At 71.5% G+C, this 26,542-nt stretch carries 23 protein-coding genes; 14 read left to right on the top strand and 9 right to left on the bottom strand.

The annotated features are described in order from the left end of the window. Positions 1–101: 101 nt before the first annotated feature. The 3 genes from ACIA8X_RS00115 to ACIA8X_RS00105 form a co-directional block, all read right to left on the bottom strand. On the bottom strand, positions 102–707 hold the full coding sequence (locus ACIA8X_RS00115) for a hypothetical protein (protein WP_393449090.1): 606 nt from the start codon (positions 705–707) through the stop codon (positions 102–104). Positions 708–838: 131 nt separating this feature from the next. Further along, complete coding sequence (locus ACIA8X_RS00110; RefSeq protein WP_003999062.1) at positions 839–1,378, bottom strand: SigE family RNA polymerase sigma factor; 540 nt, start codon at positions 1,376–1,378, stop codon at positions 839–841. A 303-nt stretch (positions 1,379–1,681) separates the two neighbouring features. Next, positions 1,682–2,617, bottom strand: a complete 936-nt coding sequence (locus ACIA8X_RS00105) for an A/G-specific adenine glycosylase (RefSeq protein ID WP_399457442.1) — start codon at positions 2,615–2,617, stop codon at positions 1,682–1,684. A 249-nt stretch (positions 2,618–2,866) separates the two neighbouring features. On the opposite strand from ACIA8X_RS00105, the gene ACIA8X_RS00100 reads away from it, so the two are divergent. Both ACIA8X_RS00100 and ACIA8X_RS00095 read left to right on the top strand, forming a co-directional pair. After that, positions 2,867–4,477: a histidine kinase gene (locus tag ACIA8X_RS00100; protein WP_399457441.1), complete on the top strand. Its 1,611-nt coding sequence runs from the start codon at positions 2,867–2,869 to the stop codon at positions 4,475–4,477. Continuing rightward, positions 4,474–5,133, top strand: coding sequence for a response regulator (locus ACIA8X_RS00095; protein WP_393449081.1), 660 nt, complete (start codon positions 4,474–4,476; stop codon positions 5,131–5,133). Before ACIA8X_RS00100 ends, ACIA8X_RS00095 begins: the two co-directional genes overlap by 4 nt. A 3-nt stretch (positions 5,134–5,136) precedes the next feature. On the opposite strand, the gene ACIA8X_RS00090 is transcribed toward ACIA8X_RS00095, so the two are convergent. Continuing rightward, the gene (locus ACIA8X_RS00090; protein WP_393449078.1) at positions 5,137–5,769 is read right to left on the bottom strand and encodes a phosphatase PAP2 family protein; all 633 of its coding nucleotides are present in this window, start codon (positions 5,767–5,769) and stop codon (positions 5,137–5,139) included. Positions 5,770–5,955: 186 nt separating this feature from the next. On the opposite strand from ACIA8X_RS00090, the gene ACIA8X_RS00085 reads away from it, so the two are divergent. Next, positions 5,956–6,783 carry a hypothetical protein gene (locus ACIA8X_RS00085; protein ID WP_393449075.1) on the top strand — a complete coding sequence of 276 codons (828 nt, stop codon included), beginning with the start codon at positions 5,956–5,958 and terminating at the stop codon, positions 6,781–6,783. A 45-nt stretch (positions 6,784–6,828) separates the two neighbouring features. On the opposite strand, the gene disA is transcribed toward ACIA8X_RS00085, so the two are convergent. Together disA and radA are read right to left on the bottom strand one after the other, a co-directional pair. After that, a complete protein-coding gene (disA, locus tag ACIA8X_RS00080; protein ID WP_393449072.1) occupies positions 6,829–7,953 on the bottom strand; it encodes a DNA integrity scanning diadenylate cyclase DisA in 1,125 nt (374 codons plus the stop codon). 81 nt (positions 7,954–8,034) lie between these two features. Further along, the gene (gene radA, locus ACIA8X_RS00075) at positions 8,035–9,444 is read right to left on the bottom strand and encodes a DNA repair protein RadA (RefSeq protein ID WP_393449069.1); all 1,410 of its coding nucleotides are present in this window, start codon (positions 9,442–9,444) and stop codon (positions 8,035–8,037) included. A gap of 205 nt (positions 9,445–9,649) precedes the next feature. Here radA and ACIA8X_RS00070 point away from each other — a divergent pair, with 205 nt between their 5' ends. Beyond that, a complete protein-coding gene (locus ACIA8X_RS00070; RefSeq protein WP_393449066.1) occupies positions 9,650–11,455 on the top strand; it encodes a hypothetical protein in 1,806 nt (601 codons plus the stop codon). Between the two features lie 237 nt (positions 11,456–11,692). Here ACIA8X_RS00070 and ACIA8X_RS00065 read toward each other — a convergent pair whose 3' ends face one another. Continuing rightward, the gene (locus ACIA8X_RS00065; protein WP_393449063.1) at positions 11,693–12,553 is read right to left on the bottom strand and encodes a hypothetical protein; all 861 of its coding nucleotides are present in this window, start codon (positions 12,551–12,553) and stop codon (positions 11,693–11,695) included. 74 nt (positions 12,554–12,627) lie between these two features. Here ACIA8X_RS00065 and ACIA8X_RS00060 point away from each other — a divergent pair, with 74 nt between their 5' ends. The 4 genes from ACIA8X_RS00060 (at position 12,628) to ilvD (ending at position 17,200) form a co-directional block, all read left to right on the top strand. Next, the gene (locus tag ACIA8X_RS00060; protein WP_393449060.1) at positions 12,628–13,560 is read left to right on the top strand and encodes a Ppx/GppA family phosphatase; all 933 of its coding nucleotides are present in this window, start codon (positions 12,628–12,630) and stop codon (positions 13,558–13,560) included. A gap of 199 nt (positions 13,561–13,759) precedes the next feature. Then, a complete protein-coding gene (locus ACIA8X_RS00055) occupies positions 13,760–14,584 on the top strand; it encodes a sugar phosphate isomerase/epimerase family protein (protein ID WP_393449057.1) in 825 nt (274 codons plus the stop codon). Next, positions 14,581–15,222, top strand: coding sequence for a TetR family transcriptional regulator (locus tag ACIA8X_RS00050; RefSeq protein WP_399457440.1), 642 nt, complete (start codon positions 14,581–14,583; stop codon positions 15,220–15,222). Before ACIA8X_RS00055 ends, ACIA8X_RS00050 begins: the two co-directional genes overlap by 4 nt. A 124-nt stretch (positions 15,223–15,346) precedes the next feature. Further along, positions 15,347–17,200, top strand: coding sequence for a dihydroxy-acid dehydratase (gene ilvD, locus ACIA8X_RS00045; RefSeq protein ID WP_393449051.1), 1,854 nt, complete (start codon positions 15,347–15,349; stop codon positions 17,198–17,200). A 103-nt stretch (positions 17,201–17,303) separates the two neighbouring features. Here the strand turns inward: ilvD and ACIA8X_RS00040 are convergent, their stop codons facing one another. Next, complete coding sequence (locus tag ACIA8X_RS00040) at positions 17,304–19,445, bottom strand: serine/threonine-protein kinase (protein ID WP_399457439.1); 2,142 nt, start codon at positions 19,443–19,445, stop codon at positions 17,304–17,306. A gap of 182 nt (positions 19,446–19,627) precedes the next feature. On the opposite strand from ACIA8X_RS00040, the gene ACIA8X_RS00035 reads away from it, so the two are divergent. The 6 genes from ACIA8X_RS00035 (at position 19,628) to proC (ending at position 24,746) form a co-directional block, all read left to right on the top strand. After that, positions 19,628–19,984: an SH3 domain-containing protein gene (locus ACIA8X_RS00035; protein WP_393449046.1), complete on the top strand. Its 357-nt coding sequence runs from the start codon at positions 19,628–19,630 to the stop codon at positions 19,982–19,984. Between the two features lie 173 nt (positions 19,985–20,157). Further along, positions 20,158–20,661: an EamA/RhaT family transporter gene (locus ACIA8X_RS00030; protein WP_393449043.1), complete on the top strand. Its 504-nt coding sequence runs from the start codon at positions 20,158–20,160 to the stop codon at positions 20,659–20,661. 394 nt (positions 20,662–21,055) lie between these two features. Next, complete coding sequence (locus ACIA8X_RS00025; RefSeq protein WP_399457438.1) at positions 21,056–21,826, top strand: class I SAM-dependent methyltransferase; 771 nt, start codon at positions 21,056–21,058, stop codon at positions 21,824–21,826. 231 nt (positions 21,827–22,057) lie between these two features. Continuing rightward, a complete protein-coding gene (locus tag ACIA8X_RS00020; RefSeq protein WP_399457437.1) occupies positions 22,058–22,876 on the top strand; it encodes an ABC transporter ATP-binding protein in 819 nt (272 codons plus the stop codon). After that, complete coding sequence (locus tag ACIA8X_RS00015) at positions 22,873–23,664, top strand: ABC transporter permease (RefSeq protein WP_393449034.1); 792 nt, start codon at positions 22,873–22,875, stop codon at positions 23,662–23,664. The genes ACIA8X_RS00020 and ACIA8X_RS00015 overlap by 4 nt, the downstream gene beginning before the upstream one ends. 272 nt (positions 23,665–23,936) lie before the next feature. Continuing rightward, the gene (gene proC, locus ACIA8X_RS00010; protein WP_393449031.1) at positions 23,937–24,746 is read left to right on the top strand and encodes a pyrroline-5-carboxylate reductase; all 810 of its coding nucleotides are present in this window, start codon (positions 23,937–23,939) and stop codon (positions 24,744–24,746) included. Between the two features lie 42 nt (positions 24,747–24,788). Here the strand turns inward: proC and trpS are convergent, their stop codons facing one another. Beyond that, a complete protein-coding gene (gene trpS, locus ACIA8X_RS00005) occupies positions 24,789–25,820 on the bottom strand; it encodes a tryptophan--tRNA ligase (protein ID WP_393449028.1) in 1,032 nt (343 codons plus the stop codon). Positions 25,821–26,542 lie beyond the last annotated feature (722 nt).

The raw sequence follows: 26,542 nt of genomic DNA, 5'->3' as shown, positions 1-26,542 counted from the left end.
GCTCTCAGTCCTCGTGTGCCGTGTGTTGTCTGTGTCTTCAGGGGTGCGTCTCAAGGATGCGTCTCAGGGGTGCGTCTAAAGGGCGCGCGCCGCACCCGGCCTCAGCCGTCGGGCGTCGCCGACGCGTCACCTCCGCCGAGGTTGCCGTATTCGGTGCGCGTGTCGTCCTCCTGGACGAAGCGGCCGGACTTCCACAGGTATGAGATCACGTTCTCGCTGGACGGGTTCGACAGCGCGTCGTCCTTCGCGTACACCTGCTCGGTCACCACCAGATAGCCGTGGTCGATCTCCGCGTAGACCGGAGGCTCCTCGGCCTTGAACACATTGCGGTACTCGCCGTCCTGCTCCTGGTACACGTACGAGGCGACGCCGACCGCATCGCCGCAGGACAGGACGTTGACCACGATGTCCTGTGCCGGTCCGCCGGTCAGTTCGCCGTACGACACGTCGACGGGATAGTCGTCGGACACGCACGGCTGCAGTTCGCGCTTGACCTGCCCCGAGACCTTGGGGTCCGCCTTGACCAGCCGGACCACCTGCGTCGGGTCCGGGACGGCCGAGGCGGAGGGCGTGGCCGTGGCAGCGCGCGACGACGAGACGGCCGAGCCGCCCGCCAGGTCGGCGTGCGCCGGCCCCTCGTCGCGGGCGCCGGTGCCGCCGGTGGCGCACGCGGAGACGAAAAGGGCGAGGGCGACGACCACGGCCACCGCCGTGAACGCCGCCTTTATGGTCCCCCGGACCGGTGAGGGTCCGGGGCGGTCGGGTCCGATTTCCGCGGAATCCCCGTCCGTACCCCTGTCACCCCTGTCCGTGTGCCCGGTGCCGCCCGCTGTCGTGCCTAGGCCGCGCAACGCTCCCGCTCCTCACGCTCCAGCGCGCGTGCGTCCAGATCGCGGCTCTCCAGCTCCTCGCGGAGCCGGGCGAGCGCCCGGTGCAGCGTGCTCTTGACCGTTCCGGCCGACATGCCGAGGGCCGCGGCCGTCTCCTCCGTGGACATCTGCTCCCAGTGTCGCAGCACCACGACGCTGCGCTGCTTCGGAGCCAGAACCTTCATGATGTCCATCAACAGGGCGCGGTCCGCGTGCTGCTCGGTGGAATCGTCGACCGAGGCGTCCGGGAGCTGCTCCGTCGGCACCTCTTCCAGCTTGCGGGCCCGCCACCACTCGGTCCGCGTGTTGATCATCACGCGGCGCAGGTAGGCGTCCGCGAGCCGCTTGTCCGCGATGCCGTCCCAGCGGTGGTACGTCCGTACCAGCGCCGTCTGCAGCAGGTCCTGGGCGTCCACCGGGTCGGGAACCAGTCGGCGGGCACTGCGCAGCAGCGCGTCCTGCCGCGTGCGGACGTACTCCTCGAATTCGAGCACCTCGCCCTGCGCCATGTTGACCGCCTCCCGATTCCCCGTTACCGGCCGGCTCATTCGCCGTCGGTCCCACTGCCTGTGGTTCGTAGTCGTCCCCGCTTGTCGGGTACGGAAATGAAGCTACGGAGGCGTTGTCACGGGCCTGTCCGAAGCAGCCTGCGGCTAGCGCTCGGCTGTCCGTCGGTTGTGTAACGGAAGAAGGAAAGGGGCAAAGCGGAGGCGCGGTTGCTTGGAGTATGGGGCGGTTTGTCCGAATGGTGGCCGTGGGGTTGCTGTGTGCCGGGTGTTGCAGAGGTCCTACGGCTGTGATGTGACTGTGCGTCAGGTCAGCGGCAGTCGGTACGTCCCGCCCGGCAGCGGCTCCACCAGGCCGTCCGCGACGAGGCCGTCCAGGGCGCGGGCGCGCTGCACCGGCTCGTGCCACACCCGGTCCAGAGCCGCCTGCGGGACGGGTGCGTGGGCCTCGCGCAGCACGGCGAGCAGCTTGCCGCGCACCTGGCGGTCGGTTCCGGCGTACGTCTGCCCGCGGCGCGGCGGCCCCTCGTGCTCCGGCTTGCCCGCGAGCCGCCAGGCGCACTGGGCGGCGATCGGGCAACGGTGACACGACTCGTTCTTCGCGGTGCACACCAGCGCGCCCAGCTCCATGGAGGCGGCGGCCCAGCGCGCGGCGGTGCCCTCGTCCTCGGGGAGCAGGGCACGGGCGAGCTTGCGTTCGGCGGCGGTGGTGGCGTTCGGCGGGTACTGCACGCCGGTGACGGCGCGGGCGAAGACGCGGCGGACGTTGGTGTCCAGGACGGGGTGGCGCTGGCCGTACGCGAAGGAGGCCACGGCGGCTGCCGTGTACTCGCCGATGCCGGGCAGCGCCAGGAGCTGGGCGTGGTCGGTCGGTACGTCCCCGCCGTGCCGTTCCGCTATGGCGACGGCGGCGCCGTGCAGCCGCAGCGCGCGGCGCGGATAGCCGAGCCGGCCCCAGGCGCGTACGGCCTCGCCCGGGGCGTCCTTGGCGAGGTCGGCGGGGCGGGGCCAGCGGGCGAGCCACTGTTCGTAGACCGGCAGGACGCGGTTCACCGGCGTCTGCTGGAGCATGAACTCGCTGACCATCACGCCCCATGGGCCGGCCTCGGGGCGCCGCCAGGGGAGGTCGCGGGCGTTGTCTTCGAACCAGTCGATAACGGTGCCGTGCAGAGGCTGACCGAGGGGGCTGCCGGAGTTGGCGTCGGCGGGGTGGCTGTGCGGGGGTTTCGTGGGCGCAGTCATGGCTTTCTGATCCTGCCATGTTGGGGGCGATCGGGTGGGTAGGTGGCGGTGCCGGTGCGTTTGTGGCTGGCGGGGTGTGGTGGGTTGCGGTCCTGGGGGCCGCCGCCCCCAGACCCCCGCTCCGGCCCTGAAGGGGCCTTGTCCTCAAACGCCGGACGGGCTGGAAGGTCTGGGCCGGCACCACAGAATGACGCTTACCTGACGATCGGCAGCAGTGGCGCCCCGTACCCCACTTGTAACGTCGGTCGGATGGAACGTCCTCGTATATGGCGGGCCTGCCTCCTCTGGGCCCTCCTCGCGGCGCCCGCGCTGACGGCCGACCGGCTCGGGATGAACGAGCCGCGTGCCGGGTGGCAGCAGGCGGCCGGGCTGGTCGTGCTCGGCGGTGCGGTCGGCGTGGCGCGACGGTGGCCTTTGGCGGCCTTCGGGCTGGCGGCCGTACTGAGTCTGGTCGCGACCCCCGCCCTGTTCTCCGTCTCCTACGGCCCCGCGCTCGGGGTCTTCGCGCTGTTGCTCGGGCTGCGCGCGGCGCGGGTGCGCCCGGCGTGGGTCGGCTTCGGGATCGTCGGGTGTCTCGGTACGGCGAGGATCGCGCTGGTCGGGGTCGATCCGGCGCCGGAATGGGTGGTGCTGACCGGCACGTTGCTCTTCGGGTGTGTGTTCCCGTGGCTCGGCGGCCGGTACTGGCGGCAGGGCCGTCAGCTGAGCGAGGCCGGCTGGGCGCGGGCCGCGCGCCTGGAAGGTGAGCAGCGCATCGCCGAGGAGCGCGCCCGGTTGCGTGAGCGGGCCCGGATCGCCCAGGACATGCATGACTCCCTGGGCCACGAGCTGAGCCTGATCGCCCTGCGCGCGGGCGCCCTCCAGGTCGCCCCCGACCTCCCGGACCACCACCGCACCGCTGCGGCCGACCTGCGCGTGGCCGCCGCCGACGCCACCGAACGCCTGCACCGCATCATCGGCGTCCTGCGGGAGGAGGACGAGCCGGTGCTCCTGACGCCGCCGGGCGAGACCGTCGAGCAACTCGTCGCACGCGCCGCCGAGTCGGGGTTGCCGGTGCGGTGGGAGCCGACGCAGGACGGTCCGGCGGCGCGGCGGCCTGCGGGCGAAGTCGCCGAGCGCGTCCTGTACCGGGTGGTCCGCGAGGCACTGACCAACGCGGCCCGGCACGCGCCGGGCGCCGAGGTCACCGTGGCGGCGGCCAGGGAGGCCGACGGTACGACGGTCACGGTGGCCGGCGGGCAGGGCGCCTCCGCAGCGCTGAGCCCCGCTGCCCCGTCCTCTGCCTCTTCCTCTTCCGGCGGCACCGGACTCCAGGCGCTCCACGCCGCCGTCACCGCGGTCGGCGGTGACTTCGAGGCCGGTCCGTACGGGGACGGGTTCCGGGTGCGGGCGTACGTCCCGGACCAGGCCATCGCTCCATCCGTACCGTCGGCCGCCCCGGCCCCGTACGCCCCCTTCACCCGAGCCCGCCGCCGGGTCGCCCTCGCCTTCGTGGCCGCGGTCGGCGCGGGCGCGGTGCTCGTCGGCGGGGCGTTCTCCTGGTACGCGTACACGGAGACCCACTCGGTGCTGCCGCCCGCCGCATACGCCGACCTGCGGCTCGGGGCCTCGGGCGGCGACCTCGCGCACGTCCTGCCGGACCGCACCGTGCGGGACGCCCCCGTGGATCGCGCGCCCGTACCGCCCCCGAAGGGCAGCGACTGCCGCTACTACCGTGCCAGCGGCGAACTCCTCGTCTCCGTCGACCACTTCAGGCTCTGCTTCGACGACGCGGGGCGGCTGATCGCCAAGGACGTGATTCCCAGGGCCGGTCTGTCCCGACGCCAACGCCCTTCCATTGATGAGGAGTTCGTACGGTGATCCGCGTACTGCTGGCCGACGACGAGGCGATGGTGCGGGCCGGGGTGCGCGCCATCCTGGCGAGCGGCGGTGAGACCGAGGTCGTCGCGGAGGCGGGCGACGGGCGCGAGGCGGTCGAGCTGACCCGCGCGCACCGCCCGGACGTGGCCCTGCTGGACATCCGTATGCCCCGCCTGGACGGACTCGCCGCCGCGGAGGAGATCGTGCGGACCGTCCCCGGCACGGCCGTGGCGATGCTCACCACCTTCTCCGAACAGGCTTACGTGGCCCGCGCGCTGGGCGGCGGCGCCACCGGCTTCCTGCTGAAGTCCGGGGATCCGTACGAACTGATCGCCGGGGTACGGGCGGTGGCGGCCGGCGCGGCCTTCCTGTCGCCGAAGGTCGCGCGGTACGTCATCGACGGGTTGGGCGGCAGCGACGGGCGACTCGGCCGCGAGGCCGCCGCACGCGCGCGCGTGGCCGAGCTCAGCCCGCGCGAAGGCGAGGTGCTCGGACTCGTCGGCGCGGGCCTGTCCAACCCGGAGATCGCCGCCCGGCTGCATCTCGTCGAGGGCACGGTGAAGGCGTATGTGAGCGCGGTACTCGACCGGTTGGGGGTGCGCAACCGTGTGCAGGCGGCGATCGTGGCGTACGAGGCGGGGCTGGTGGAGACGTGAGGCTCAGCGCATGTCGTAGGAGGTGACGCGCTCCGGTCCCCGCCCCGTGAACCACCGTACGGCGGGTGTCGACGAGGCCCGCATCGCCTCCGCCAGCCGGGTCGCCGGACGCGCGGTCAGTCGTACGGCCGCCGGCGCGACCAGTGCGCCGAAAGCGAGGCCCGCCGCGACGTCGTGCGGGTAGTGGACGCCGACGAAGACGCGGGAGAAGGCCATGAGGAGGGCCAGCGGGGCCGTCAGCCACAGGAGGGTGCGGTGGGTCAGGGCCAGGGTGAGGGCCGAGGCGCCCGCTATGGCGGCGTGGTTGCTGGGGAAGGACCAGTCGCCGGGCGGTGGGCAGGCGCTGAGCGGAGCGGTCGCGTCCGGCACCGCCCGGCACGGACGCTCCTGCGTGACAACGGACTTGAGCATTTCACTGCAGACGTACGCCACAGCCGTGGCCAGAGGTGCAAGGGCCGCGATCGCGAAGGCGCGGGCGCTGTCGCCCCGGGCTCGCCACCACATGGCGACGAACAGCGCGGCGAACAGCAGCAGTCCGGCATCCGTCCCTGTCTCGGCGGTGCGCTGTACCCACGTTGGGGTGTCGTGGGCGAAGTCGGTGATCTCGCGGTAGAGCTCGGCGTCCTCGAAGTCCATGGTCACGGACCGTAGGCGGAGGGCCGATGCCGTCACACCCTGCGATCGACAGGTGCCGCACCTGACGGAAGACAGGGGTTGAGCGGTTGCTGCCGGGGCGTTTCCGGGATGATGATCCGGAAAAGTTGCGGCCCAGGGCGGCGGGTGAAGCCAGCTAACGCCCGGACTTCTCGTACAGTTTGCGCCGTGGGATCTCTGCGCAATCCGGTCGGTCCGCTGCCCTCCACCATCTACTGGCGACGGAGGGCCGTCATGCTGTCCGTGGTCGCCTTGTTGGCGTTGCTGATCACCTGGGTGTTCGCATCGGGTGGCGGAGGCGGCAAGAACAACGCGGGCGGGTCGGACGGCAAGAACCCCGGGCCCTCGACGATCACGCCGGGCCCGTCCGGTTCGGGGCCGGCGATCAGTCAGGCGCCGGGCGGCCGGGACGAGTCGACCGGCGGCGGCGACTCCGGCGGGTCGGGGTCCGGTGACGGCTCCGGCGACGGTGGGGATTCCGGGGACGGTGCCGGGGGCTCCGGCGGGTCGGCCGGCCCGGGCAGCGGATCCGCGGGTGGCGGCTCGGGCAGCGGTGTCGGCATGGACGACACGGTCGCCGAAGGCTCCACGCTGCCCGGCTGCATCGCGGGCCAGGTGAAGTTGACGGTGCGGAGCCGGGACAACGCGTACAACCCCGACGAGACGCCGGCCCTGCTGCTGACCGCGACCAACACCTCGACCTACGACTGCAAGGTCGATCTCGGCCCGAGGAACGCGGTGGTGACGATCACTCAGGCGGGAGCCGAGGACGACTTCTGGTCCTCCGCCGACTGCCCCGAGGTCACCCGCAGCCTGCCGTTCCGGGTGCCCGCCGGGTCGAGCATCACCTACACGGTGAAGTGGGACCGCAGCGCGAGCGCCCCCCAGTGCGCGACGCCTGCCGCGGGGGCGGCCGAGGCGGGGACGTATCTGGTGGAGACGAAGACGCCGGGCTTCGGGACGGCACAGACGTCGTTCGTGCTGGAGAACGACTAGCGGGGTACGGGGTACCGCGACCGGAGGGGCGCGGTACCGCTTCGGCTAGACGTACCGCTCCAGAATCGAGCTCTCCGCCAACCGTGAGAGCCCCTCCCGCACGCTCCGCGCCCGGGCCTCGCCGACGCCGTCCACCGTCTGCAGATCGTCCACACTCGCGGCGAGCAGCTTCTGCAGCCCTCCGAAGTGCTCCACGAGCCGGTCGATGATCGCCCCCGGCAGCCGCGGCACCTTGGCCAGCAGCCGGAAGCCGCGCGGGGACACCGCGGAGTCGAGCGCCTCCGGAGAGCCGGTGTAGCCCAACGCCCGGGCCACCGTGGGGAGTTCCAGGAGTTCGGCGTGGGTGAGGGCGTCCAGTTCGTACAGCGCCTCGTCGACCGTGCGGGAACGCTTGGCCGTCGGCTCGGGTACGTAGTCGCGCACCACGAGTTCGCGCTCGGGCTCCACGCCCGCGATCAACTCGTCCAGCTGGAGGGCGAGAAGCCGTCCGTCCGTGCCCAGCTCCACCACGTATTCGGCGATCTCGGTCGCGATACGGCGCACCATCTCCAGCCGCTGGGCGACCGCCGAGACGTCGCGGACCGTCACCAGGTCCTCGATCTCCAGCGCCGACAGCGTTCCCGCGACCTCGTCGAGGCGGAGCTTGTAGCGCTCCAGGGTCGCCAGGGCCTGGTTGGCCCGGGAGAGGATCGCCGCCGAGTCCTCCAGGACGCGGCGATGGCCGTCGACGTAGAGCGCGATCAGCCGCATCGACTGGGAGACGGAGACGACCGGGAAGCCGACCTGCTTGCTGACCCGGTCCGCCGTGCGGTGCCGGGTGCCCGTCTCCTCCGTGGGGATCGTCGGGTCCGGGACCAGCTGGACGCCCGCGCGCAGGATCTTCGACAGATCGGACGACACCACGATGCCGCCGTCGAGCTTGCACAGCTCGCGCAGTCGTGTCGCCGTGAACTCGACATCCAGGACGAATCCACCCGTACACATCGCTTCGACGGTCTTGTCGGAGCCGAGCACGATGAGTCCGCCGGTGTTGCCGCGGAGGATCCGTTCCAAGCCGTCGCGCAGGGCCGTGCCGGGTGCCACGGCGCTCAGTGAGGCGCGCATCAGGCCATCGGCACCGGAGCTCCCACCGGACTTTCCGGGAGCTGCTGCCCGGTCGTTGGCTGCCACTGCACTCCTCCGGTCGCAGGTTCTGGGGCGCTCCCCTTTCGCGCACTGGATTCGTACGGACGGGCGAGACCAGGGCAAAGTCTACCGGCGGTCCTCCTCGTCCCGTGGGGCCTCTCGACGACGCGAGCGTGGAAGGACTCTCAGAGCGTCCCCTATGTCGGCCACTTCCAGCACCTTCATGCCGGGAGGGATCTTGCCGGGATCGCCCGGCACGAGCGCGTGCGTGAAGCCCAGACGGTGTGCCTCGGAAAGTCTGCGCTGCACGCCGGTGACCCGTCTGACCTCGCCTGCGAGGCCCACCTCGCCGATCGCGACGAGGTTCTTCGGGAGAGGTGTGTCACTGGCGGCGGAGGCCAGCGCGAGGGCGACGGCGAGGTCCGCGGCGGGTTCCGAGAGCTTTACTCCGCCGACGGTCGCGGAGTAGATGTCCCGCTTGCCGAGCGCGCTGATCCGGCCGCGCTGCTCCAGGACGGCCAGCATCATCGAGACGCGCGAGGTCTCCAGACCGGACGTCGTGCGGCGGGGTGAGGGGATCTGCGAGTCGACGGTGAGCGCCTGGACTTCGGCGACCAGGGGGCGGCGGCCCTCCAGGGTGACCGTCAGGCAGGTGCCGGGGACCGGTTCGTCACGACGGGTCAGGAAAAGTCCGCTTGGGTCGGCAAGGCCCGTGATGCCCTCATCGTGCAGTTCGAAGCAGCCGACCTCGTCCGTCGCGCCGTAGCGGTTCTTGACGCCCCGCACGAGACGCAGGCGCGCGTGCCGGTCGCCCTCGAAGCTGAGCACCACGTCCACGAGGTGTTCGAGGAGGCGGGGTCCGGCGATCGCGCCGTCCTTCGTGACGTGTCCCACAAGGAGCGTCGACATCCCGCGCTCCTTGGAGGCCCGGATCAGGGCGCCGGCCACCTCCCGGACCTGCGCCATGCCCCCGGGCGCACCGTCGATCTCCGGGGAGGCCACGGTCTGCACGGAGTCGAGGATGAGCAGCGCCGGCTTCACCGCGTCCAAGTGGCCCAGCACGGCGGACAGATCGGTCTCGGCGGCGAGATAGAGGTGGTCGGCGAGGGCGCCGATGCGGTCGGCGCGCAGCCGGACCTGGCTCGCCGACTCCTCACCCGTGACGTACAGCGTGGGCTTCTCGACGCTCGCCGACTTGGCCGCCACGTCCAGCAGCAGTGTGGACTTGCCGACGCCGGGCTCGCCCGCGAGGAGGACGACGGCGCCGGGCACCAGCCCGCCGCCGAGCACCCGGTCCAGCTCGGGCACTCCGGTGGGCCGCGCGGTGGCCTGCCGCCCGTCGACCTGCCCGATGGGCAGCGCGGAACTCGTCACCCGACCCGGTGTCGTCGTACGGACCGCGGGCGCGCCGTACTCCTCGACCGTCCCCCACGCCTGGCACTCGGGGCAGCGGCCGAGCCACTTGGCCGTCTGCCAGCCGCACTCCGTGCAGCGGTAGGACGGGCGGTCCTTCGTGGACTTGGTACGGGCAGCCATGCGAAGAACCGTAACCGAGCCCACTGACAACACCGTACGGCCGCGCGCCCGGCCCCGCTCTCGCGGCAGCCACAGGGCCGTTTCGTCATGCACAAGCCATGGAATCCGGGGTTCCTGTCCCCGATTGAGGGATCGTTTCACCCGTATGGATTAAAAGCGCTAAAGCGGCAGGAAGGCGCCACCTCAGGCCCCCTACGGTCCACGAATGATGAGCAGCAGTCCGGAAACCCCGACCCGCACCACCGGCGCGCATCGAGCGCGCCGGGAGGCGCGTGATCGTGCGGCGGCGCGTACGTCGGCGCAGCGGCCGCCCGCGCGCTACGAGCCGTATCTGGACGGGTTGTTCACCTACTGCCTGTCCGTCCTGTGCGACCACGACGCCGCGACCGCCGCCCTCGGCGACGCCCTCGCGCTCGCCGAGCGGCGCGGGCAGCGCGTGCCGGAGTCCGCCGCTGACCGGCGCCCCTGGCTGTACGCGCTGGCCCGCTGGGCGTGTCTGCGCAAGCTGGCCGAGGCCAAGCAGAAACGTCAGAGCAGTCATGCGGCGGGCCGCCACGGCACCCATCGGCAGACGGGGACACGGGCCGAGGGGCCGCCCGTCGCCGAGGAGGTCCAGGAGCAGCGTCGCCGTGAACTCGCCCTGCTCGCCTGGCCGGAGGCCGCCGGCACCACCCCGGAGCAGCGCGAGGCCCTCGAACTCGCCGTACGCCACCACCTCGCCGCCCACGAGGTCGCCGCCGTCCTCGGCATGGACCTCGCCGCCGCCCGCGAACTGCTCGCCTCCGCCGCCTGCGAGGTCGAGCGCACGCGCGCGGCCCTCGCCGTCGTCGAGACCGGCGCCTGTCCGAGCATCGCCCGCCTCACCGGCGACAACCAGCTCGTGCTCGGCACGGCCCTGCGCCGCGAGCTCGTCCGGCACGTCGACGACTGCCCCCGCTGCCGCCGCACCGCCGAGCGCGCGATCCCCGGCCGGTGGCCCGGCGCGACCGTCACCCCCGCCGAGCTGCCCGTCCTTCAGGCGCCCCGCGCGGCCCTGCACGTGGCCCTGACCCGCCACTCACGCGCGCGGGGCGCCGCGGTACCGCGCTTCGACCGGCGTGGCTTCCCCATGGACCCGAAGGACCGTGCCAGCCGCAGGGACCGGCTACGCGCGCGTGCCGTCACCACGACCGTCGTCGCCACCGTCGTCGCCGCCCCGGTCCTCGCCCTGTGGGCGGCCTACCGGGGCACCGCGACCGGCGAGGGTGTCGACGGGCCCACGGCCAGCGCCAGCGAGGCGCACGACCCCGGCAACCTCGACGGAGAACTCGACGGAGAAACGGCGGACGGCGGCTACGAGAACGCCGGCAACGCGCGCCCCGACCGGGGTGACCGTTTCGGCGGCCGCGACGAACCGGACGTCTCCGTGGAGGTCGTCAGCGTCAGCGGAGCGGGCGGGCAGAGCGCCGGGCTCCTGGAGGTGTCGGCCGACAACAGCGGCGACACCACGCTCGTCACCCTCTCGGCGACGGGGCGCGCGCCGGTGCGCTGGTCCGCGACCACCGGCGCGCACTGGCTCTATCTGAGCCAGTCGGCGGGAACGCTGGCGCCCGGCGAGTCGTTGACGATCAAGGTGTACGTCGACCATCTGCGCGAGCCGTCCGGGCACTGGAGCGCGCGTGTGGCGATCTCACCCGCCGGCGCCGTCGTCTCCATCGAGGGCTACGGCACCGCACCCAGCCCGTCCGACCCGGGACCCGGTCCGGACCCGTATCCCACCGATCCCACGCACCCCGGTCATCCCACCGACCCGACCGACCCCGGGAGCCCCAGCGGCCCCCCGCCCTCGTCCCCCGGACCCGACCCCACGCCGACGGCCCCGGCTCCGACCGACCCGATGCCCAGCGAGCCGCCGCCCTCGTCGCCCGATCCGTCACCCACGCCCGGCGACCCGTCGCCGTCCGGCCCGTCCGAGCCGGGCAGCCCCCCGCCGCCCAGCGGCAGCGGCGACCCGACTCCCTCGGCGTCGTAGCGCGCCGGTTCCTGTGAGCTCGCTTCCGTGGGCAGGCCCCCGTGGGCGCGCCTAGGGCCTGTCCGGCGGATCATGCCGGCGTCGCGGGGCCTGGCACGCGCATCTGCCGCGTTGTCGTCGGTTGCCGACGCTCCGCGTCGGCGCCCTCCTCCGCCTTGCAGCTGCACGCACCAGGCCCCGCTCGGGTCCGCCGCCAGGAACTGTCTCTCGGTGCCGGCCTGATCCGCCGGACAGGCCCTAGCCGACAGGATCCGCCGGATGCGGTGCCAGCAACGGCAGCTGCGACGCCAGCCGCTCCTCGCACAGCTCGACGAGGCGGTCGTAGCCCGCCTTGCCCATCAGCTCGGTCAGCTCCGGCCGGTAGGACACGTACACCGGGTCGCCGGCGCCGTGCGCCGAGGTCGCCGACGTGCACCACCAGTGCAGGTCATGGCCGCCCGGGCCCCAGCCACGGCGGTCGTACTCGCCGATCGAGACCTGGAGCACGCGCGTGTCGTCGGGCCGGTCGATCCAGTCGTACGTCCGCCGGATCGGCAGCTGCCAGCAGACGTCCGGCTTGGTCTCCAGCGGCTCGCGGCCCTCCTTCAGGGCGAGGATGTGCAGCGAGCAGCCCGCGCCGCCGGCGAAACCGGGGCGGTTCTGGAAGATGCACGAGCCGTTGTAGGGGCGGGTCTGGCGGTCGCCGTCCTCGTCCTCCGAGACCCAGCCGTGCTCCACGCCCTCGTCGTGGTGCTGCCAGATTTCCGGCGTGAGTCTCGCCACATACCCGGCGACCCGCTTCTCGTCGTCCTCGTCGGAGAAGTGCGCGCCCAGCGTGCAGCAGCCGTCGTCCGCGCGGCCCGCCTGGATGCCCTGGCAGCCGCTGCCGAAGATGCAGTTCCAACGGGAGGTCAGCCATGTCAGATCGCAGCGGAAGACCTGCTCGTCGTCCGCCGGATCAGGGAATTCCACCCATGCGCGCGCGAAGTCGAGCCCCTTCTCGTCCGGCTCCCGGGAGCCCTTCTTGGGCTGCTTCGACTTCGTGGCTGCCTTTGCCTGCGAAGAACCCGTGGCGGATTTGGCCGTCTTGTCGCTCTTCGCCTTTTTCGTCTTTGGCACGGGTCCAGAGTACGGCGTCCGTACCTGCGACTTCGAGGACAGAGGACCGCCCAGGTGGCAGTAGCGTTCCGTCCATGAGACTCGGTGTCCTCGACGTGGGATCTAACACCGTGCATCTGCTGGTGGTGGATGCACACCCTGGCGCGCGCCCCTTGCCCGCGCACTCACACAAGGCGGAGCTGCGCCTTGCCCAACTCCTCGACGACAGCGGGGCCATCGGCCCCGACGGGGTCGACCGGCTGATCGGCGTCGTCCATGAGGCGCTGCAGGCCGCCGAGGACAAGGGTGTCGAGGAGGTCCTGCCGTTCGCGACGTCCGCGGTGCGGGAGGCCACCAACGCCGATGACGTTCTCGCGCGCGTGAAGGACGAAACCGGGGTCGAGCTGCAGGTCCTCTCCGGCGCCGAGGAGGCCCGGCTGACCTTCCTCGCCGCCCGGCGCTGGTTCGGCTGGTCGGCCGGGAAGCTGCTGGTGCTGGACATCGGCGGCGGCTCCCTGGAGATCGCGTACGGCATGGACGAGGAGCCGGACACGGCGGTGTCGCTGCCGCTGGGCGCTGGACGGCTGACCGCCGGCTGGCTGCCGGGCGACCCGCCCGACCCGGAGGCGATAAGGGCGCTGCGTCGGCATGTCCGCGCCCAGATCGCCCGTACGGTCGGCGAATTCAGCCGCTTCGGGTCCCCCGACCACGTGGTCGCCACCTCGAAGACCTTCAAGCAACTCGCCCGCCTCGCCGGCGCGGCCCGCTCCACGGAGGGCCTCTACGTCCAGCGCGACCTGAAGCGGGAGTCCCTGGAGGCCTGGGTCCCGCGCCTGGCCGGCATGACCACGGCCCAGCGAGCGGAGCTGCCGGGCGTCTCGGAGGGGCGCGCGGAACAGCTGCTCGCGGGGGCGCTGGTGGCCGAGGGCGCGATGGACCTGTTCGGCGTGGAGACGCTGGAGATCTGCCCCTGGGCGCTGCGCGAGGGCGTGATCCTGCGGAAGCTGGATCACATGGGGGTGGGGTGACGGCCGCCCCGGCAGGGCCGGCCCAGCGGAGCCGGCGCCGCTGCCGGGTGTCGTGAACCCCGCCACACCGTCGGCCCGCACCCCCACGCCGAGCCCCCGGCATATGCCCAGTTCGCGCCCCTGACCGCCGCCACGCCCCGTGGCGGGCGCACGCCCATGCGTTCCTCGGCCTCCGGCACCGCCCCGTACTCTGTCCCTCGTGGCAGAACCAGTGGTGCGCATCCCGGATGCGAAGGTCGCCCTGTCGACGGCCTCTGTCTATCCGGAGTCGACGGCGACGGCCTTCGAGATCGCCGCGCGCCTCGGGTACGACGGCGTCGAGGTCATGGTGTGGACCGACCCGGTCAGCCAGGACATGGAGGCGCTGCGCCGGCTCAGCGACTACCACCGCATCCCGATCCTCGCCGTGCACGCCCCCTGTCTGCTGATCACCCAGCGCGTGTGGTCCACCGACCCCTGGACCAAGCTCCAGCGCGCCCAGGCGGCCGCCGAGAAGCTGGGCGCCTCCACGGTCGTCGTGCACCCGCCGTTCCGCTGGCAGCGGCAGTACGCCCGGGACTTCGTGGAGGGCATCTGGCGCATGGCGAACGAGACGGATGTGCGGTTCGCCGTCGAGAACATGTACCCCTGGCGCTACCGCGACCGCGAGATGCTCGCGTACGCCCCCGACTGGGACGTGACGAAGGACGACTACCGCCACTTCACGATCGATCTCAGCCATGCGGCGACCGCCCGCACCGACACCATGCAGATGCTCGATCGCATGGGGGACCGGCTGGGCCATGTGCACCTCGCGGACGGCAGGGGGTCGGCCAAGGACGAGCACCTCGTCCCCGGCCGCGGCACCCAGCCCTGCGCCGAGGTGCTGGAACGGCTCGCGCTCTCCGGCTTCGACGGCCACGTCGTCATCGAGGTCAACACCCGCCGCGCGATGTCCGGCGCCGAACGCGAGGCCGACCTCGCCGAGGCCCTCGCCTTCACGCGGCTGCATCTGGCCTCGGCGATGAAGGTGCCCCGGCCGTGACCGACGCCACCTCGGGCCGAGGCGGGGTGAGCTCCCGACGCCGGGGCCGGCCCCCTCGTACGGAATCCGCCGACACCCGCGACCGCATCCTGGACGCGGCCCGCGAGGAGTTCTCCGAGCGCGGCTACGAGAAGACGTCCGTGCGGGGCATCGCCAAGGCGGCCGGCGTGGACTCGGCCCTGGTGCACCACTACTTCGGCACCAAGGAGCAGGTCTTCGAGGCGGCGGTGGAGGTCGCCTTCGCGCCTGCGCTGAAGGTGCGGGAGGCGGTGCTGGAAGGACCGCTCGACGACGCCGGCGAGCGCATGACCCGCACCATCTTCGGGCTCTGGGAGAACCCGGTCACCCGCAAACCGCTGCTCGCGATCGTCCGCTCGGCGGTCAACAACGACGCCGCGGCCGCCGTCTTCCGCCGCCTCGTCTCCGCGCAGCTGCTGCGGCGCATCGCCGGTGAGATCGACGCCCCGGACGCGGAACTGCGCGCCGAGCTGGCGGCCGCGCAGCTCGTGGGCGTCGCCATGATGCGGTACGTCATCAAGATCGAGCCGATCACCTCGGTCGACGTGGAGCAGATCATCGCGCGCGTGGCTCCCGTGGTGCAGGGGCACCTCACCGGGCGGGGCTCCTCGGACAGCTGATCCGCGAGACATGTGTCCCGCATTCCGGACACCCCGTCCCGACCGCTGGATGACCGGCGTACGCTCGTTAGCAGTCAGAAGTCTCTGATCGCAGTCCCCGCAGTCCCTGAAGGAGCGAGCGACGATGCCCGAGCTGAGGTCCCGCACAGTCACCCACGGCCGCAACATGGCGGGCGCCCGCGCCCTTATGCGCGCCTCCGGTGTACCCGGTGCGGACATCGGCCGGAAGCCGATCATCGCGGTGGCGAACTCCTTCACGGAGTTCGTGCCCGGCCACACCCACCTGCAGCCCGTCGGCCGGATCGTCAGCGAGGCGATCCGTGAGGCCGGCGGCATCCCGCGCGAGTTCAACACGATCGCCGTCGACGACGGCATCGCGATGGGCCACGGCGGCATGCTGTACTCCCTGCCCTCCCGCGACCTCATCGCGGACTCGGTCGAGTACATGGTCGAGGCCCACTGCGCCGACGCCCTGATCTGCATCTCGAACTGCGACAAGATCACCCCGGGCATGCTGAACGCGGCCCTGCGCCTCAACATCCCCACGGTCTTCGTCTCCGGCGGCCCGATGGAGTCCGGCCGCGCGACCCTCGTGGACGGCACGGTCCGCACCCTCGACCTGGTCGACGCGATCTCCGACGCCGTGAACGACAAGATCTCGGACGAGGACATCCTCCGTATCGAGGAGAACGCCTGTCCGACCTGCGGCTCCTGTTCCGGCATGTTCACCGCCAACTCGATGAACTGCCTGACCGAGGCCATCGGCCTGTCCCTGCCGGGCAACGGCTCGGTGCTGGCCACGCACACGGCCCGTAAACAGCTGTACGTCGCCGCGGCGCAGACGGTCATGGACATCACCCGTCGCTACTACGAGCAGGACGACGACACGGTCCTGCCGCGCAACGTCGCCACCTTCGCCGCCTTCGAGAACGCCATGGCCCTCGACATCGCCATGGGCGGCTCCACCAACACGATCCTGCACCTGCTGGCCGCCGCCCAGGAGGCAGGCGTTCCGTTCGGCCTGGAGCAGATCAACGAGGTCAGCCGCCGGGTCCCGTGCCTGGCGAAGGTCGCGCCCAACGTCGCCAAGGACCGCACGTACTACATGGAGGACGTGCACCGCGCGGGCGGTATCCCGGCGCTGCTGGGCGAACTGCACCGCGCCGGGCTGCTCAACGAGGACGTCAACTCGGTCCACAGCCAGTCCCTGGCGGACTGGCTGAAGACGTGGGACGTGCGCGGCGGGTCGCCCTCGCCGGAGGCCGTCGAGCTGTGGCACGCCGCCCCCGGCTGCGTCCGGTCGGCGGAGGCCTTCTCCCAGTCCGAGCGCTGGGAGGCACTCGACGAGGACGCCGAGGGCGGCTGCATCCGCAGCGCCGAGCACGCGTACTCCAAGGACGGCGGCCTGGCGGTCCTCAAGGGCAACCTCGCCGTCGACGGCTGCGTGGTGAAGACGGCCGGCGTCGACGAGTCCATCTGGACCTTCGAGGGCCCGGCGGTCGTCTGCGAGTCGCAGGAAGAGGCCGTCGAGAAGATCCTCAACAAGCAGGTCACCGACGGCGACGTCGTCGTCATCCGCTACGAGGGCCCCAAGGGCGGCCCCGGCATGCAGGAGATGCTCTACCCGACCTCCTTCCTCAAGGGCCGCGGCCTCGGCAAGACCTGCGCCCTGATCACCGACGGCCGCTTCTCCGGCGGCACCTCGGGCCTGTCGATCGGCCACGCCTCCCCGGAGGCCGCGTCCGGCGGCACGATCGCCCTCGTCGAGGACGGCGACCGGATCCGCATCGACATCCCGAACCGCTCGATCGAGTTGCTCGTCGACGAGGCGGAACTCGCGCGCCGTGAGCAGGCGTTGGACGGGGCGTACGCCCCGAAGAACCGCGAGCGCAAGGTGTCGGCGGCACTGCGGGCCTACGCGGCGATGGCGACCAGCGCCGACAAGGGCGCGGTGCGGGACGTGACGAAGCTCGGCTGAGGTTTCCCGTAGGGGCTGAGGCCCAGCGTGTTGCAGGGGTCGTCTCCACAGGAGGCGGCCCCTTCGCCTGTCACCTGGCCGAGAGGCCGGACGTACGGCCCCGTCACCAGGCCGACGGGTCGCGGGCGTCGACAGCGAACACGGTGCCGTCGGGGGCGCTCGCGAAGACGCGGCCGTCGGTGAGCACCGGCTCCGGCAGGTCGGCCGCCAACTGGCCCGAGCCCGCGCCGAGTCGGGCCGGGGTCTGGCCCAGGAGCCGTCCGTCGCGGGCGTCCACGGCGAGGAGCCGTCCGTCCGGGGCGCTGACGTACACATGCCGGCCGTCGGCGACGGGCGACGACGTACGGAGCACGGACGTCTCCAGACTCCAGAGCTGCTTGCCCGCCGCCATGTCGACGGCGACCAGCGAACCGTCACCGCCCACGAGGTGGACGACGTTCCCGCGTACGGTGCCGTGCGCCCGCAGAAGCGGGAGGGACAGCGGCACGCGCCGCGTGGTCCGGTCGGCGGGGGAGTAGCGCACAACGGTCCGCGAGTCGCTGTAGATCCCGCCGACCGACACGAAGAAGACCGACCCGTCCGACGCGCCGACGAGCTCCAGCGTCCCCTTCAGCCGGGCGTCCCAGCGCACCTCACCCGTGGCCGGGTCCACCGCGGTGACCCGCGTGCTCGACCCGTCGTCGGCCGGGCTCGCCGTGTACGCCAGCGGATCCCCGGCGAAGGAGACGAAGTACGGCGCCCTGTGCCCCGGCACCGCGCGACTCCACTTCGTGTCGCCCAAAGCCCCGTCCACGCCGGTGACCGTGCCGTCGGCGCCGGTGAGCAGCACCATCCCGCCGACGACCGAGGAGGCGTCGTACGCGGGCACGTCCTGCTGCCAACGCGCCTTGCCCGTAGCGGGATCGAGGGCCTCCAGCCGACGGCCCGGCCATGACGGCGGCTGCGCGAGACCGCCCGCCAGGGTCGGCGCTCCGCTCACGCGCGCGGTGTCGACGGGGTGCCGCCACAGCAGCCGGCCGTCCTGGGGGTCGAGCGCGAAGACGAGCCCGGTCTGCGAGCACAGCACCTTTCCGGCGCCGTAAGAACACTGGGGCGTGCCCTTCCTGGACACCGCTGCCGTCGCCCACCCGCCGAACCCGGCCGACGTGGTCTGCGTGCCCTCGGGCCTCGGCGCCGGATCCCCACCGCCGAGCAGCTGCACGGAGGCCAGCGCGACGACCGTGGCGAGACCGACGGCCCCGGCCCCGAGGGCGAGCAGCCGGCGCCGACGCTTTCCGGGCGCCTGTTCGGCGTCTGCCTCGACAGCCGACCCAGCCTTAGACCTGGACCTGGACCCCGCCCCGGATTCCGCCTCCGGCTCGGGCTGGTCCTTCTCACCGGCCCGCTGCGCCGGAATGAACGCCTGCGTGTCGTACGACGCCGCCACCGACCGCAGTTCCCGCATCAGCTCGTCGGGCGTGGGCCGGTCCTCGGGCTCCTTGGCGAGGCACCGCAGCACGAACGGCGCCAGATTCTCCGGTACGCCGGTCAGATCCGGCTCGTCATGCACGACCTGGTAGGCGACGACGTAGGGACTGTCGGAGTCGAACGGCCCCCGCCCCGTCGACGCGTGCACCATCACGGACCCCAGCGCGAAGATGTCGGCGGCCGGCCCGACCTCCCGGGGCCGTCGGAACTGCTCCGGCGCCATGAACGGCGGCGTACCGATCAACTTCCCGGTCTCGGTGCGCAGTTCGCTGTCCTTTGGCCGAGAGATGCCGAAGTCGATGACCTTCGGCCCGTCCTCGGCGAGCAGCACATTGCTCGGCTTCAGGTCCCGGTGCACCACGCCGACCCGGTGTATGTCGCGCAGCGCCTCCGCCAGTCCGGCCATCAGCCGCCGCAACTGCGCGGGCTCCATGGGCCCGTTCCGCTTGACGTGGTCGGCGAGCGTCGGCCCCGGGATGAACAGGGTGGCCATCCAGGGCCGTTCGGCCTCCGGATCGGCGTCCACGACGGGCGCGGTGAAGGCCCCGCTCACCCTGCGCGCCGCCCCTATCTCCTGCCGGAACCGGCCCCTGAACTCGGGATCCCGCGCGAACTCGGCATGCACGACCTTCACCGCGAGCTGCATGCCCGAGGTGCTCCGCGCCAGATGGACGACGCCCATGCCGCCGGACCCCAGGTGTGACTCCAGGCGGTAGTGACCGGCGTACTCGGGAAGTTCCGCTTCCGCGCTCGCTCCGGCGTTCTGCTGTGGCGCCATGGGACCACCCCCGTGCTGTTCGTCCGCGCGCGCGACGCACGGAGCCTAGTCGATGACTCGTACGAGACAGAGGCGGCTTGCTAGCCTCCGTGTTCCCACTGCGCACATGTGTGCGTGGCGTGATTTAGGGGAATCAACGGGACCCCATGGGAGCCATGGGGATCAACGGGGGAGGTTTTTCCATGTCTGTGGACCGCGCTGAAGGGTTCGAGAGAGCCGAGGCGGCCGTCGTCGGCGAGGACGTCGGCCGAGGCGAGGGCGAGGCCGTGACGACCATGGCTGCCACGGCGGTGCGCTACTACGAGGTCGCGCCGGGCGTTCGCCTGAACGTCCGCCGGGGCCCCGGCACCCAGTACTCCGTCGTCCGCGTCCTGCCCGAGGGCGCCATGATCCCGATCTACTGCCAGACGCCGGGCACGAGGGTGACCGGCCCCTACGGCACGTCGAACATCTGGGACAACATCGACGACGGCGAGTTCGTCTCGGACGCCTACGTGAACACCGGCAGCGACGGCTACGTCCGCCCGCGCTGCTCCTGATCCGGACGGAGCCCCGCGGACCTAGGTGGACCGGGGCGGATCTCGGCTGATCCCGGCCGATCCTGTTTCGCCGTAACCCGCAGGGAGCCCGTACGGGGCCAGTACGGGGCCAGTACGGACACCGGGCGGAACCCGTACGGAGCCCGCGGCCACGCCGGAGCCATAATCGACTCGTGAGCGAGAAGAACGGCACCCCGGACATCCCCGCGGGCTCCACGGGCCCCCGCCCCGAGCCCCTCCGCTTCTTCGGCACGACCTGGGTCGACCACGACAACGGCTACACCGCCCGCCGCATCGCCGTGGCCGTCGGCTCCCTCGCCACCGCGGCCGCCTCCTGCCTGGTCCTGCGCTTCGCCTACCAGGGGATCCAGATCGCCGCGGTCGGCAGCTTCGTCACCGTCCTGGTCGTGGTGATGTTCGCGGTGTGCAGCGCCCTCGCCTTCCGCCACACCTGGGACGCCTTCACCAAGCGCCCCGACCCCGACCGCCATGCCAGCCTCCGCAGCCTCCTCATGATCGGCTTCGTCGGCTCCCTCCTCGCCTACTTCTTCCGCTCCCTCTTCGAGGCCCCCGGCGAGAAACTCCACCGCGAGGAGTACGAGAAGTCCCGCACCCAACACAACTCCCGCACCACCCGCCGCACAGGCAACCGAGCGAAGAAGCGCCGCCGCCCTTAGCCGCAGGCACAGCCCCAACCCAGAGCCCACGAGCCCCCCAGCCCCGGACGAGCCGCACACTCCTCTGCCTCGTTGGCTCGTGCGGAGTCTGATCCTCGGCCCGTTGGCTCGTGCGGGCTCCGGCCTCCTGCCCCGTCAGCCTGTGCAGACCCCGGCTAGCCGCGGCCGGAAGTTCAGGTCGGCCCGACTTCTGCAGCCGTGCGCGGAGCCGCTCCACCCCCGGCCGAGGTCCCAGGGATTGGGTCGCTCCGGGGCCGCAGCTCCGGCTCGGATTTGTCACAGCCGCCCCCTGCTCCCCTCCTCCCCGGGGGCACCCGTGCCGCCGCCTGCCAAGTCGCCTCCACCTCTCGGCAAACTCGGTGCACACCGCACCAACCACGGCCACCATGGGCCTATGACGGCCCCCTCACACACCGACCGCGCCCGCTCCTTCAACGCCGCCGCAGCCCAGTACGCCGCGAACCGCCCCTCCTACCCGCCCGCCCTCTTCGACGCGATCGAGGAACTCGCCGGCCGCCCCCTCACCGGCGCACGCGTCGTCGACGTAGGCGCGGGCACGGGCATAGCCACCGCGCTCCTGCGACAGCGCGGCGCCGACGTACTGGCCGTGGAGCCCGGCGACGGCATGGCAGCCCAGTTCCGCCACGGTCACCCCGACATCCCGATCGTCCGCGGCAACGGCAACGCCCTCCCCGTCGCCACCGCCTCCGCCGACTTCCTCACCTACGCCCAGGCCTGGCACTGGACCGACCCCGCCCACTCGGCCCCGGAGGCCCTCCGCGTACTACGGCCGGGCGGCGCACTGGCCCTGTGGTGGAACAGCACCCCCCTCGACATCTCCTGGCACGTGGCCCAGGCGCGCCGTATCGAACACCGCTTCGACATCCACCCCGTCGTCGAGCAGGGCGGCAGCGGCGCCCGAGCCGCCCTGACCGACCCCACCGGCCGCCTCGCCTTCACCCGCCGCAAGGTGCGCTGGAGCCGCCACGTCACCGTCGACACCCACCTGGCGAACCTCGGCAGCCACTCGATCTTCCTGGTCCACGGCGCAGAGGCCAGCACCACCTTCTTCGCCGAGGAGAAGCAGATCCTCCTCAGGACCTTCCCGGACGGATTCATCGAGGAGACCTACGACGTCGACCTCCTCGTAGCCACCACCCCCTGACCTCCCTCCGCACCCTCCGCTTCCCCGCCCCGCCACCATCGCCCCCACCCCCCTCCTCACGCCCGCCCTTCCCCTACGGCCTCGGACACCAACGCAACGCCGCGCCGGGGAGGGCGGGCGAACTGCACACCGGCCGCGAACACGCGCAGGACGCATGAGGCAGGACGCAGGGTCGGCCCCTGAGGCCCTCGACGCTTGACGACGTCCTCCCGCCGGAGGATTATTCATCGCATGATGAATTACTCATCCGTCCGATCCGATCCCCCCGACACCCCGGACACACCCGACTACCCCGCCATCCGAGCCGACGCCCTGAACGTCGTACGCGGCACCCGCCCAGTACTCCGCGACCTCGACTTCACCGTCCCGCGCGGCCAGATCACCGGCCTGCTCGGCCCCTCCGGCTGCGGCAAGACGACCCTCATGCGAGCGATCGTCGGCACCCAGGCCAAGGTCACCGGCACCCTCGACGTCCTCGGCCGTCCCGCCGGCCACCCCACCCTGCGCACCCGCATCGGCTACGTCACCCAAGCTCCCTCCGTCTACGACGACCTGACGATCCGCCAGAACCTCGCCTACTTCGCCGCGATCCTCGACTCTGGCCACGCGGCCGCCGACCGCCGCCATGACAACGTCACCCGCGCGATCGCCGACGTCGACCTCACCAGCCACGCCGACGCCCTGGCCGGCAACCTCTCCGGTGGCCAGCGCAGCCGCGTCTCCCTGGCGGTCGCCCTCCTCGGCACCCCCGAACTCCTCGTCCTGGACGAACCGACGGTCGGTCTGGACCCGGTCCTGCGCCGCGACCTCTGGCACCTCTTCCACTCCATCGCCGCCTCACGCGGCGCCACCCTCCTCATCTCCTCCCACGTCATGGACGAGGCCGAGCGCTGCCATCGCCTCCTCCTCATGCGCGAGGGCCGGATCCTCGCCGACGACACCCCGGACGCCCTCCGCACCCGTACGAACTCCGAGACGGTCGAGGCGGCCTTCCTGCACCTGGTCGACGAGGCGGTCGCGGCCGCCGGCGCGAAGGAGACCACGCGATGACCACGCAGACGAGCACGACGCCGGCACTGCGGCCCGCCCCCACCGGCCCCCTGAACCTCGCCCGCACGACCGCCACCGCCGCCCGGGTCCTGCGCCAGCTCCACCACGACCCGCGCACCATCGCGCTGATGCTCTTCGTGCCCTGCGTGATGCTGTTCCTGCTGCGCTACGTCTTCGACGGCAGCCCGCGCACCTTCGACAACATCGGCGCCTCCCTCCTCGGGATCTTCCCGCTGATCACGATGTTCCTGGTCACCTCCATCGCCACCCTGCGCGAACGCACCTCGGGCACCCTCGAACGCCTCCTGGCCATGCCCCTCGGCAAGGGCGACCTGATCGCCGGTTACGCCCTCGCCTTCGGCACCCTCGCGATCATCCAGTCAGCCCTGGCGACGGGACTCGCCCTCTGGTTCCTCGGCCTGGACGTCACCGGCAGCCCCTGGCTGCTCCTGCTGGTGGCCCTGCTCGACGCGCTGCTCGGCACCGCGCTCGGTCTCTTCGTCTCGGCCTTCGCGGCCTCCGAATTCCAGGCCGTCCAGTTCATGCCGGCCGTGATCTTCCCCCAGCTCCTCCTCTGCGGCCTCTTCACTCCCCGTGACAACATGCACCCGGCCCTTGAGGCCATCTCCAACGTCCTCCCCATGTCCTACGCGGTCGACGGTATGAACGAGGTCCTCAAGCACACCGACATGACCGCCGCCTTCGTCCGCGACGCCCTGATCGTGGCGGGCTGTGCCCTGCTGGTCCTGGGCCTGGGAGCGGCGACCCTGCGGCGCAGGACGGCCTGACCTCCCTTCCAGCCCGTCCCGTGTTCGGGGAGTGGGCGGCTGAAAAACCAGCCCCTCCGGCGTTTGAGGAGCGGGGGTCCAGGGGGCAGAGCCCCCTGGCGGGGTCTGGGGCGGAGCCCCAGAAGGATGGGACGGGTAGGGGCGGCGGGGGCGAGAAAAACCCCACGGCACCCCACCCACCAACATTCCGCCTACCGGACACCCCACCCAAGCCACGGCCCCTGGTGCGACGATGTACCCCGGACGACGCACCCCCGGAGGGCACCTCAGCCATGACCCAGAAAGTCGCAGTCCTCGGCACCGGCAAGATCGGTGAAGCCCTGCTCAGCGGAATGATCCGCGGCGGCTGGGCTCCGGCCGACCTCCTGGTGACGGCCCGCCGCGCGGAACGAGCCGAAGAACTCCGCACCCGCTACGGAGTCACCCCGGTCACCAACGCGGAAGCCGCCAAGACCGCCGACACCCTGATCCTCACGGTCAAGCCGCAGGACATGGGCACCCTCCTCGACGAACTCGCCCCGCACGTCCCCGCCGACCGCCTGGTCATCAGCGGAGCCGCCGGCATCCCCACCTCCTTCTTCGAGTCCCGCCTCGCCGCAGGCACCCCGGTCGTCCGCGTCATGACGAACACCCCGGCCCTGGTCGACGAGGCCATGTCCGTCATCTCCGCCGGCAGCCACGCCAGCGAAGCCGACCTGGCCCACGCCGAGGAGATCTTCGGCTCCGTAGGCAAGACGCTCCGCGTCCCCGAGTCCCAGCAGGACGCCTGCACCGCGCTCTCCGGCTCCGGCCCGGCGTACTTCTTCTACCTGGTCGAAGCCATGACCGACGCCGGCATCCTCCTCGGCCTGCCCCGCGACAAGGCGCACGACCTGATCGTCCAGTCCGCGATCGGCGCCGCGACGATGCTCCGCGACAGCGGCGAACACCCCGTCAAGCTCCGCGAGAACGTGACGTCCCCCGCCGGCACCACCATCAACGCCATCCGCGAACTCGAGAACCACGGCGTACGAGCCGCCCTCATCGCCGCCCTCGAAGCCGCCCGCGACCGCAGCCGCGAACTGGCCTCCGGCACCAAGTGACGCCCGGCCGCCCCTTTCCCAAGGGGCGGCCCAGCCCACCCCCTACGCGGTCACCCCGATATCAGCGGTCGCAGTCGCTGCAGCCGGCAGCAATCCGATCGCCCGATACGCGGCATCGACGGTCGGCCGAGCCATCGCCCGAGCCCGCTCCGCACCATCCCGCAGCACCCCCTCCACATAGCCAGGATCCGCGCACAGCCCCCTGTGCCTCTCCTGCACGGGCCTGAGAACCTCGACCACGGCCTCCGCGGTGGCCGACTTCAAAGAGCCGTACGACTCATATACACCGCTCAGCTCCGATGGGTTCCCACCCGTGCACGCAGCCAGAATCTCCAGCAGGTTCGCCACCCCCGGCCGCGCGGCCCGGTCGTACACGACCTCCCGCCCGCTGTCGGTCACAGCCCGCATGACCTTCTTCCGCACCACATCCGGCTCGTCGAGCAGATAGACGATCCCCGGCCCGGAGTCGTCGCTCTTGCCCATCTTCGACGTCGGATCCTGCAGATTCATCACCCGAGCCGCGACCTGCGGAGGCGTGGCCCGAGGCACCACGAACGCATGCCCGTATCGCTGGTTGAACCGCACCGCGAGATCCCGAGCGAGCTCGACATGCTGCGTCTGGTCGTCCCCGACCGGCACCTCATCGGTCCCGTACGCCAGGATGTCCGCCGCCATCAGCACCGGATACGTCAGCAGCGACAGCCGCACACTCCCGCCGCGCTCCCGTTCCCGAGCAGCCTTCTCCTTGTACTGGATCATCCGCCGCATCTCGCCGTCCGTGGCCACGCACTCCAGCACATACGACAGCCGCGCGTGCTCATCCACATGACTCTGTACGAAGACGGTGCACAGCTCCGGATCAAGCCCCGACGCCAGCAACAACGTCGCCGCCTGCCGACTCAGCCTGCGTACCCGCGCCGGATCGTGGTCCACGGTCAGCGCATGCAGATCGACGATGCAGAACAGCGCATCGGCCTGGTGCTGATCGACGGCGGCCCACCGCCGCATGGCCCCCAGGTAGTTCCCCAGCGTCAGATGCCCGGTCGGCTTGACCCCACTGAAGACCCGCGTCATCTCTTCTCCACCTTCTGGTCGAGACCGCCGTCCCCGGCCGGCCGACCCTCAGGAGCTCTGGAGGGAGATACGAGAACGGCCGCCGAGGCGGCGGCCGTTGAGTGCATACGTGCGCACGGCCGCCGTCAGGCGGCCCACCACAGCTGGGTGCACGTACACGTCGTCATGTGTCCCACACTACGCCCCAGGAGTGCCGCACAGAGTGAAGTTGACACGCCCCACCCCGATCCGTACTGTTCTCCGAGTTGTCCGACGTGAGCGCCGACCTCGGTCGGTCCCCGGACAGCCACTCCGCAAGGACAAACCACTATTCGACAGCAGTCGATCTGTCTGCCGTCGTCTCATTGGCATGTGTAATTACGGAATGAGGAATCCGCGTTCGATAGAGCGCAGCCCCCGATTAGCTCGGGAGCGAGGAATCCGCTAAAGTCTCACTCGTCGGAACGGCCCAACGGCCGCGAGGACAAGCCCCGCTGACTGGGGGTCAGGCCCGAAAGGATCTGATAAAGTCGGAACCGCCGGAAAGGGAAACGCGAGAGCGGGAACCTGGAAAGCACCGAGGAAATCGGATCGGAAAAGGATCTGATAGAGTCGGAAACGCAAGACCGAAGGGAAGCGCCCGGAGGAAAGCCCGAGAGGGTGAGTACAAAGGAAGCGTCCGTTCCTTGAGAACTCAACAGCGTGCCAAAAATCAACGCCAGATTAGTTGATACCCCGTCTCC

Origin of the sequence: Streptomyces sp. NPDC051738 (genome assembly GCF_044453205.1) — a bacterium.
Taxonomy (GTDB): Bacteria; Actinomycetota; Actinomycetes; order Streptomycetales; family Streptomycetaceae; genus Streptomyces.
Note: the sequence above shows the minus strand (reverse complement) of the source record. Positions and strands in the feature narration are given on the sequence as shown.

Coding starts and splice junctions, on each gene's coding strand:
- ACIA8X_RS00100 (WP_399457441.1), top strand. CDS start 2,867: ATGGAACGTCCTCGTATATGGCGGGCCTGCCTCCTCTGGGCCCTCCTC.
- ACIA8X_RS00090 (WP_393449078.1), bottom strand. CDS start 5,769: ATGGACTTCGAGGACGCCGAGCTCTACCGCGAGATCACCGACTTCGCC.
- ACIA8X_RS00020 (WP_399457437.1), top strand. CDS start 22,058: ATGATGAATTACTCATCCGTCCGATCCGATCCCCCCGACACCCCGGAC.
- ACIA8X_RS00105 (WP_399457442.1), bottom strand. CDS start 2,617: ATGACTGCGCCCACGAAACCCCCGCACAGCCACCCCGCCGACGCCAAC.
- trpS (WP_393449028.1), bottom strand. CDS start 25,820: ATGACGCGGGTCTTCAGTGGGGTCAAGCCGACCGGGCATCTGACGCTG.
- ACIA8X_RS00040 (WP_399457439.1), bottom strand. CDS start 19,445: ATGGCGCCACAGCAGAACGCCGGAGCGAGCGCGGAAGCGGAACTTCCC.
- ACIA8X_RS00015 (WP_393449034.1), top strand. CDS start 22,873: ATGACCACGCAGACGAGCACGACGCCGGCACTGCGGCCCGCCCCCACC.
- ACIA8X_RS00110 (WP_003999062.1), bottom strand. CDS start 1,378: ATGGCGCAGGGCGAGGTGCTCGAATTCGAGGAGTACGTCCGCACGCGG.
- proC (WP_393449031.1), top strand. CDS start 23,937: ATGACCCAGAAAGTCGCAGTCCTCGGCACCGGCAAGATCGGTGAAGCC.
- ilvD (WP_393449051.1), top strand. CDS start 15,347: ATGCCCGAGCTGAGGTCCCGCACAGTCACCCACGGCCGCAACATGGCG.
- ACIA8X_RS00025 (WP_399457438.1), top strand. CDS start 21,056: ATGACGGCCCCCTCACACACCGACCGCGCCCGCTCCTTCAACGCCGCC.
- ACIA8X_RS00035 (WP_393449046.1), top strand. CDS start 19,628: ATGTCTGTGGACCGCGCTGAAGGGTTCGAGAGAGCCGAGGCGGCCGTC.
- ACIA8X_RS00070 (WP_393449066.1), top strand. CDS start 9,650: ATGATGAGCAGCAGTCCGGAAACCCCGACCCGCACCACCGGCGCGCAT.
- radA (WP_393449069.1), bottom strand. CDS start 9,444: ATGGCTGCCCGTACCAAGTCCACGAAGGACCGCCCGTCCTACCGCTGC.
- ACIA8X_RS00060 (WP_393449060.1), top strand. CDS start 12,628: ATGAGACTCGGTGTCCTCGACGTGGGATCTAACACCGTGCATCTGCTG.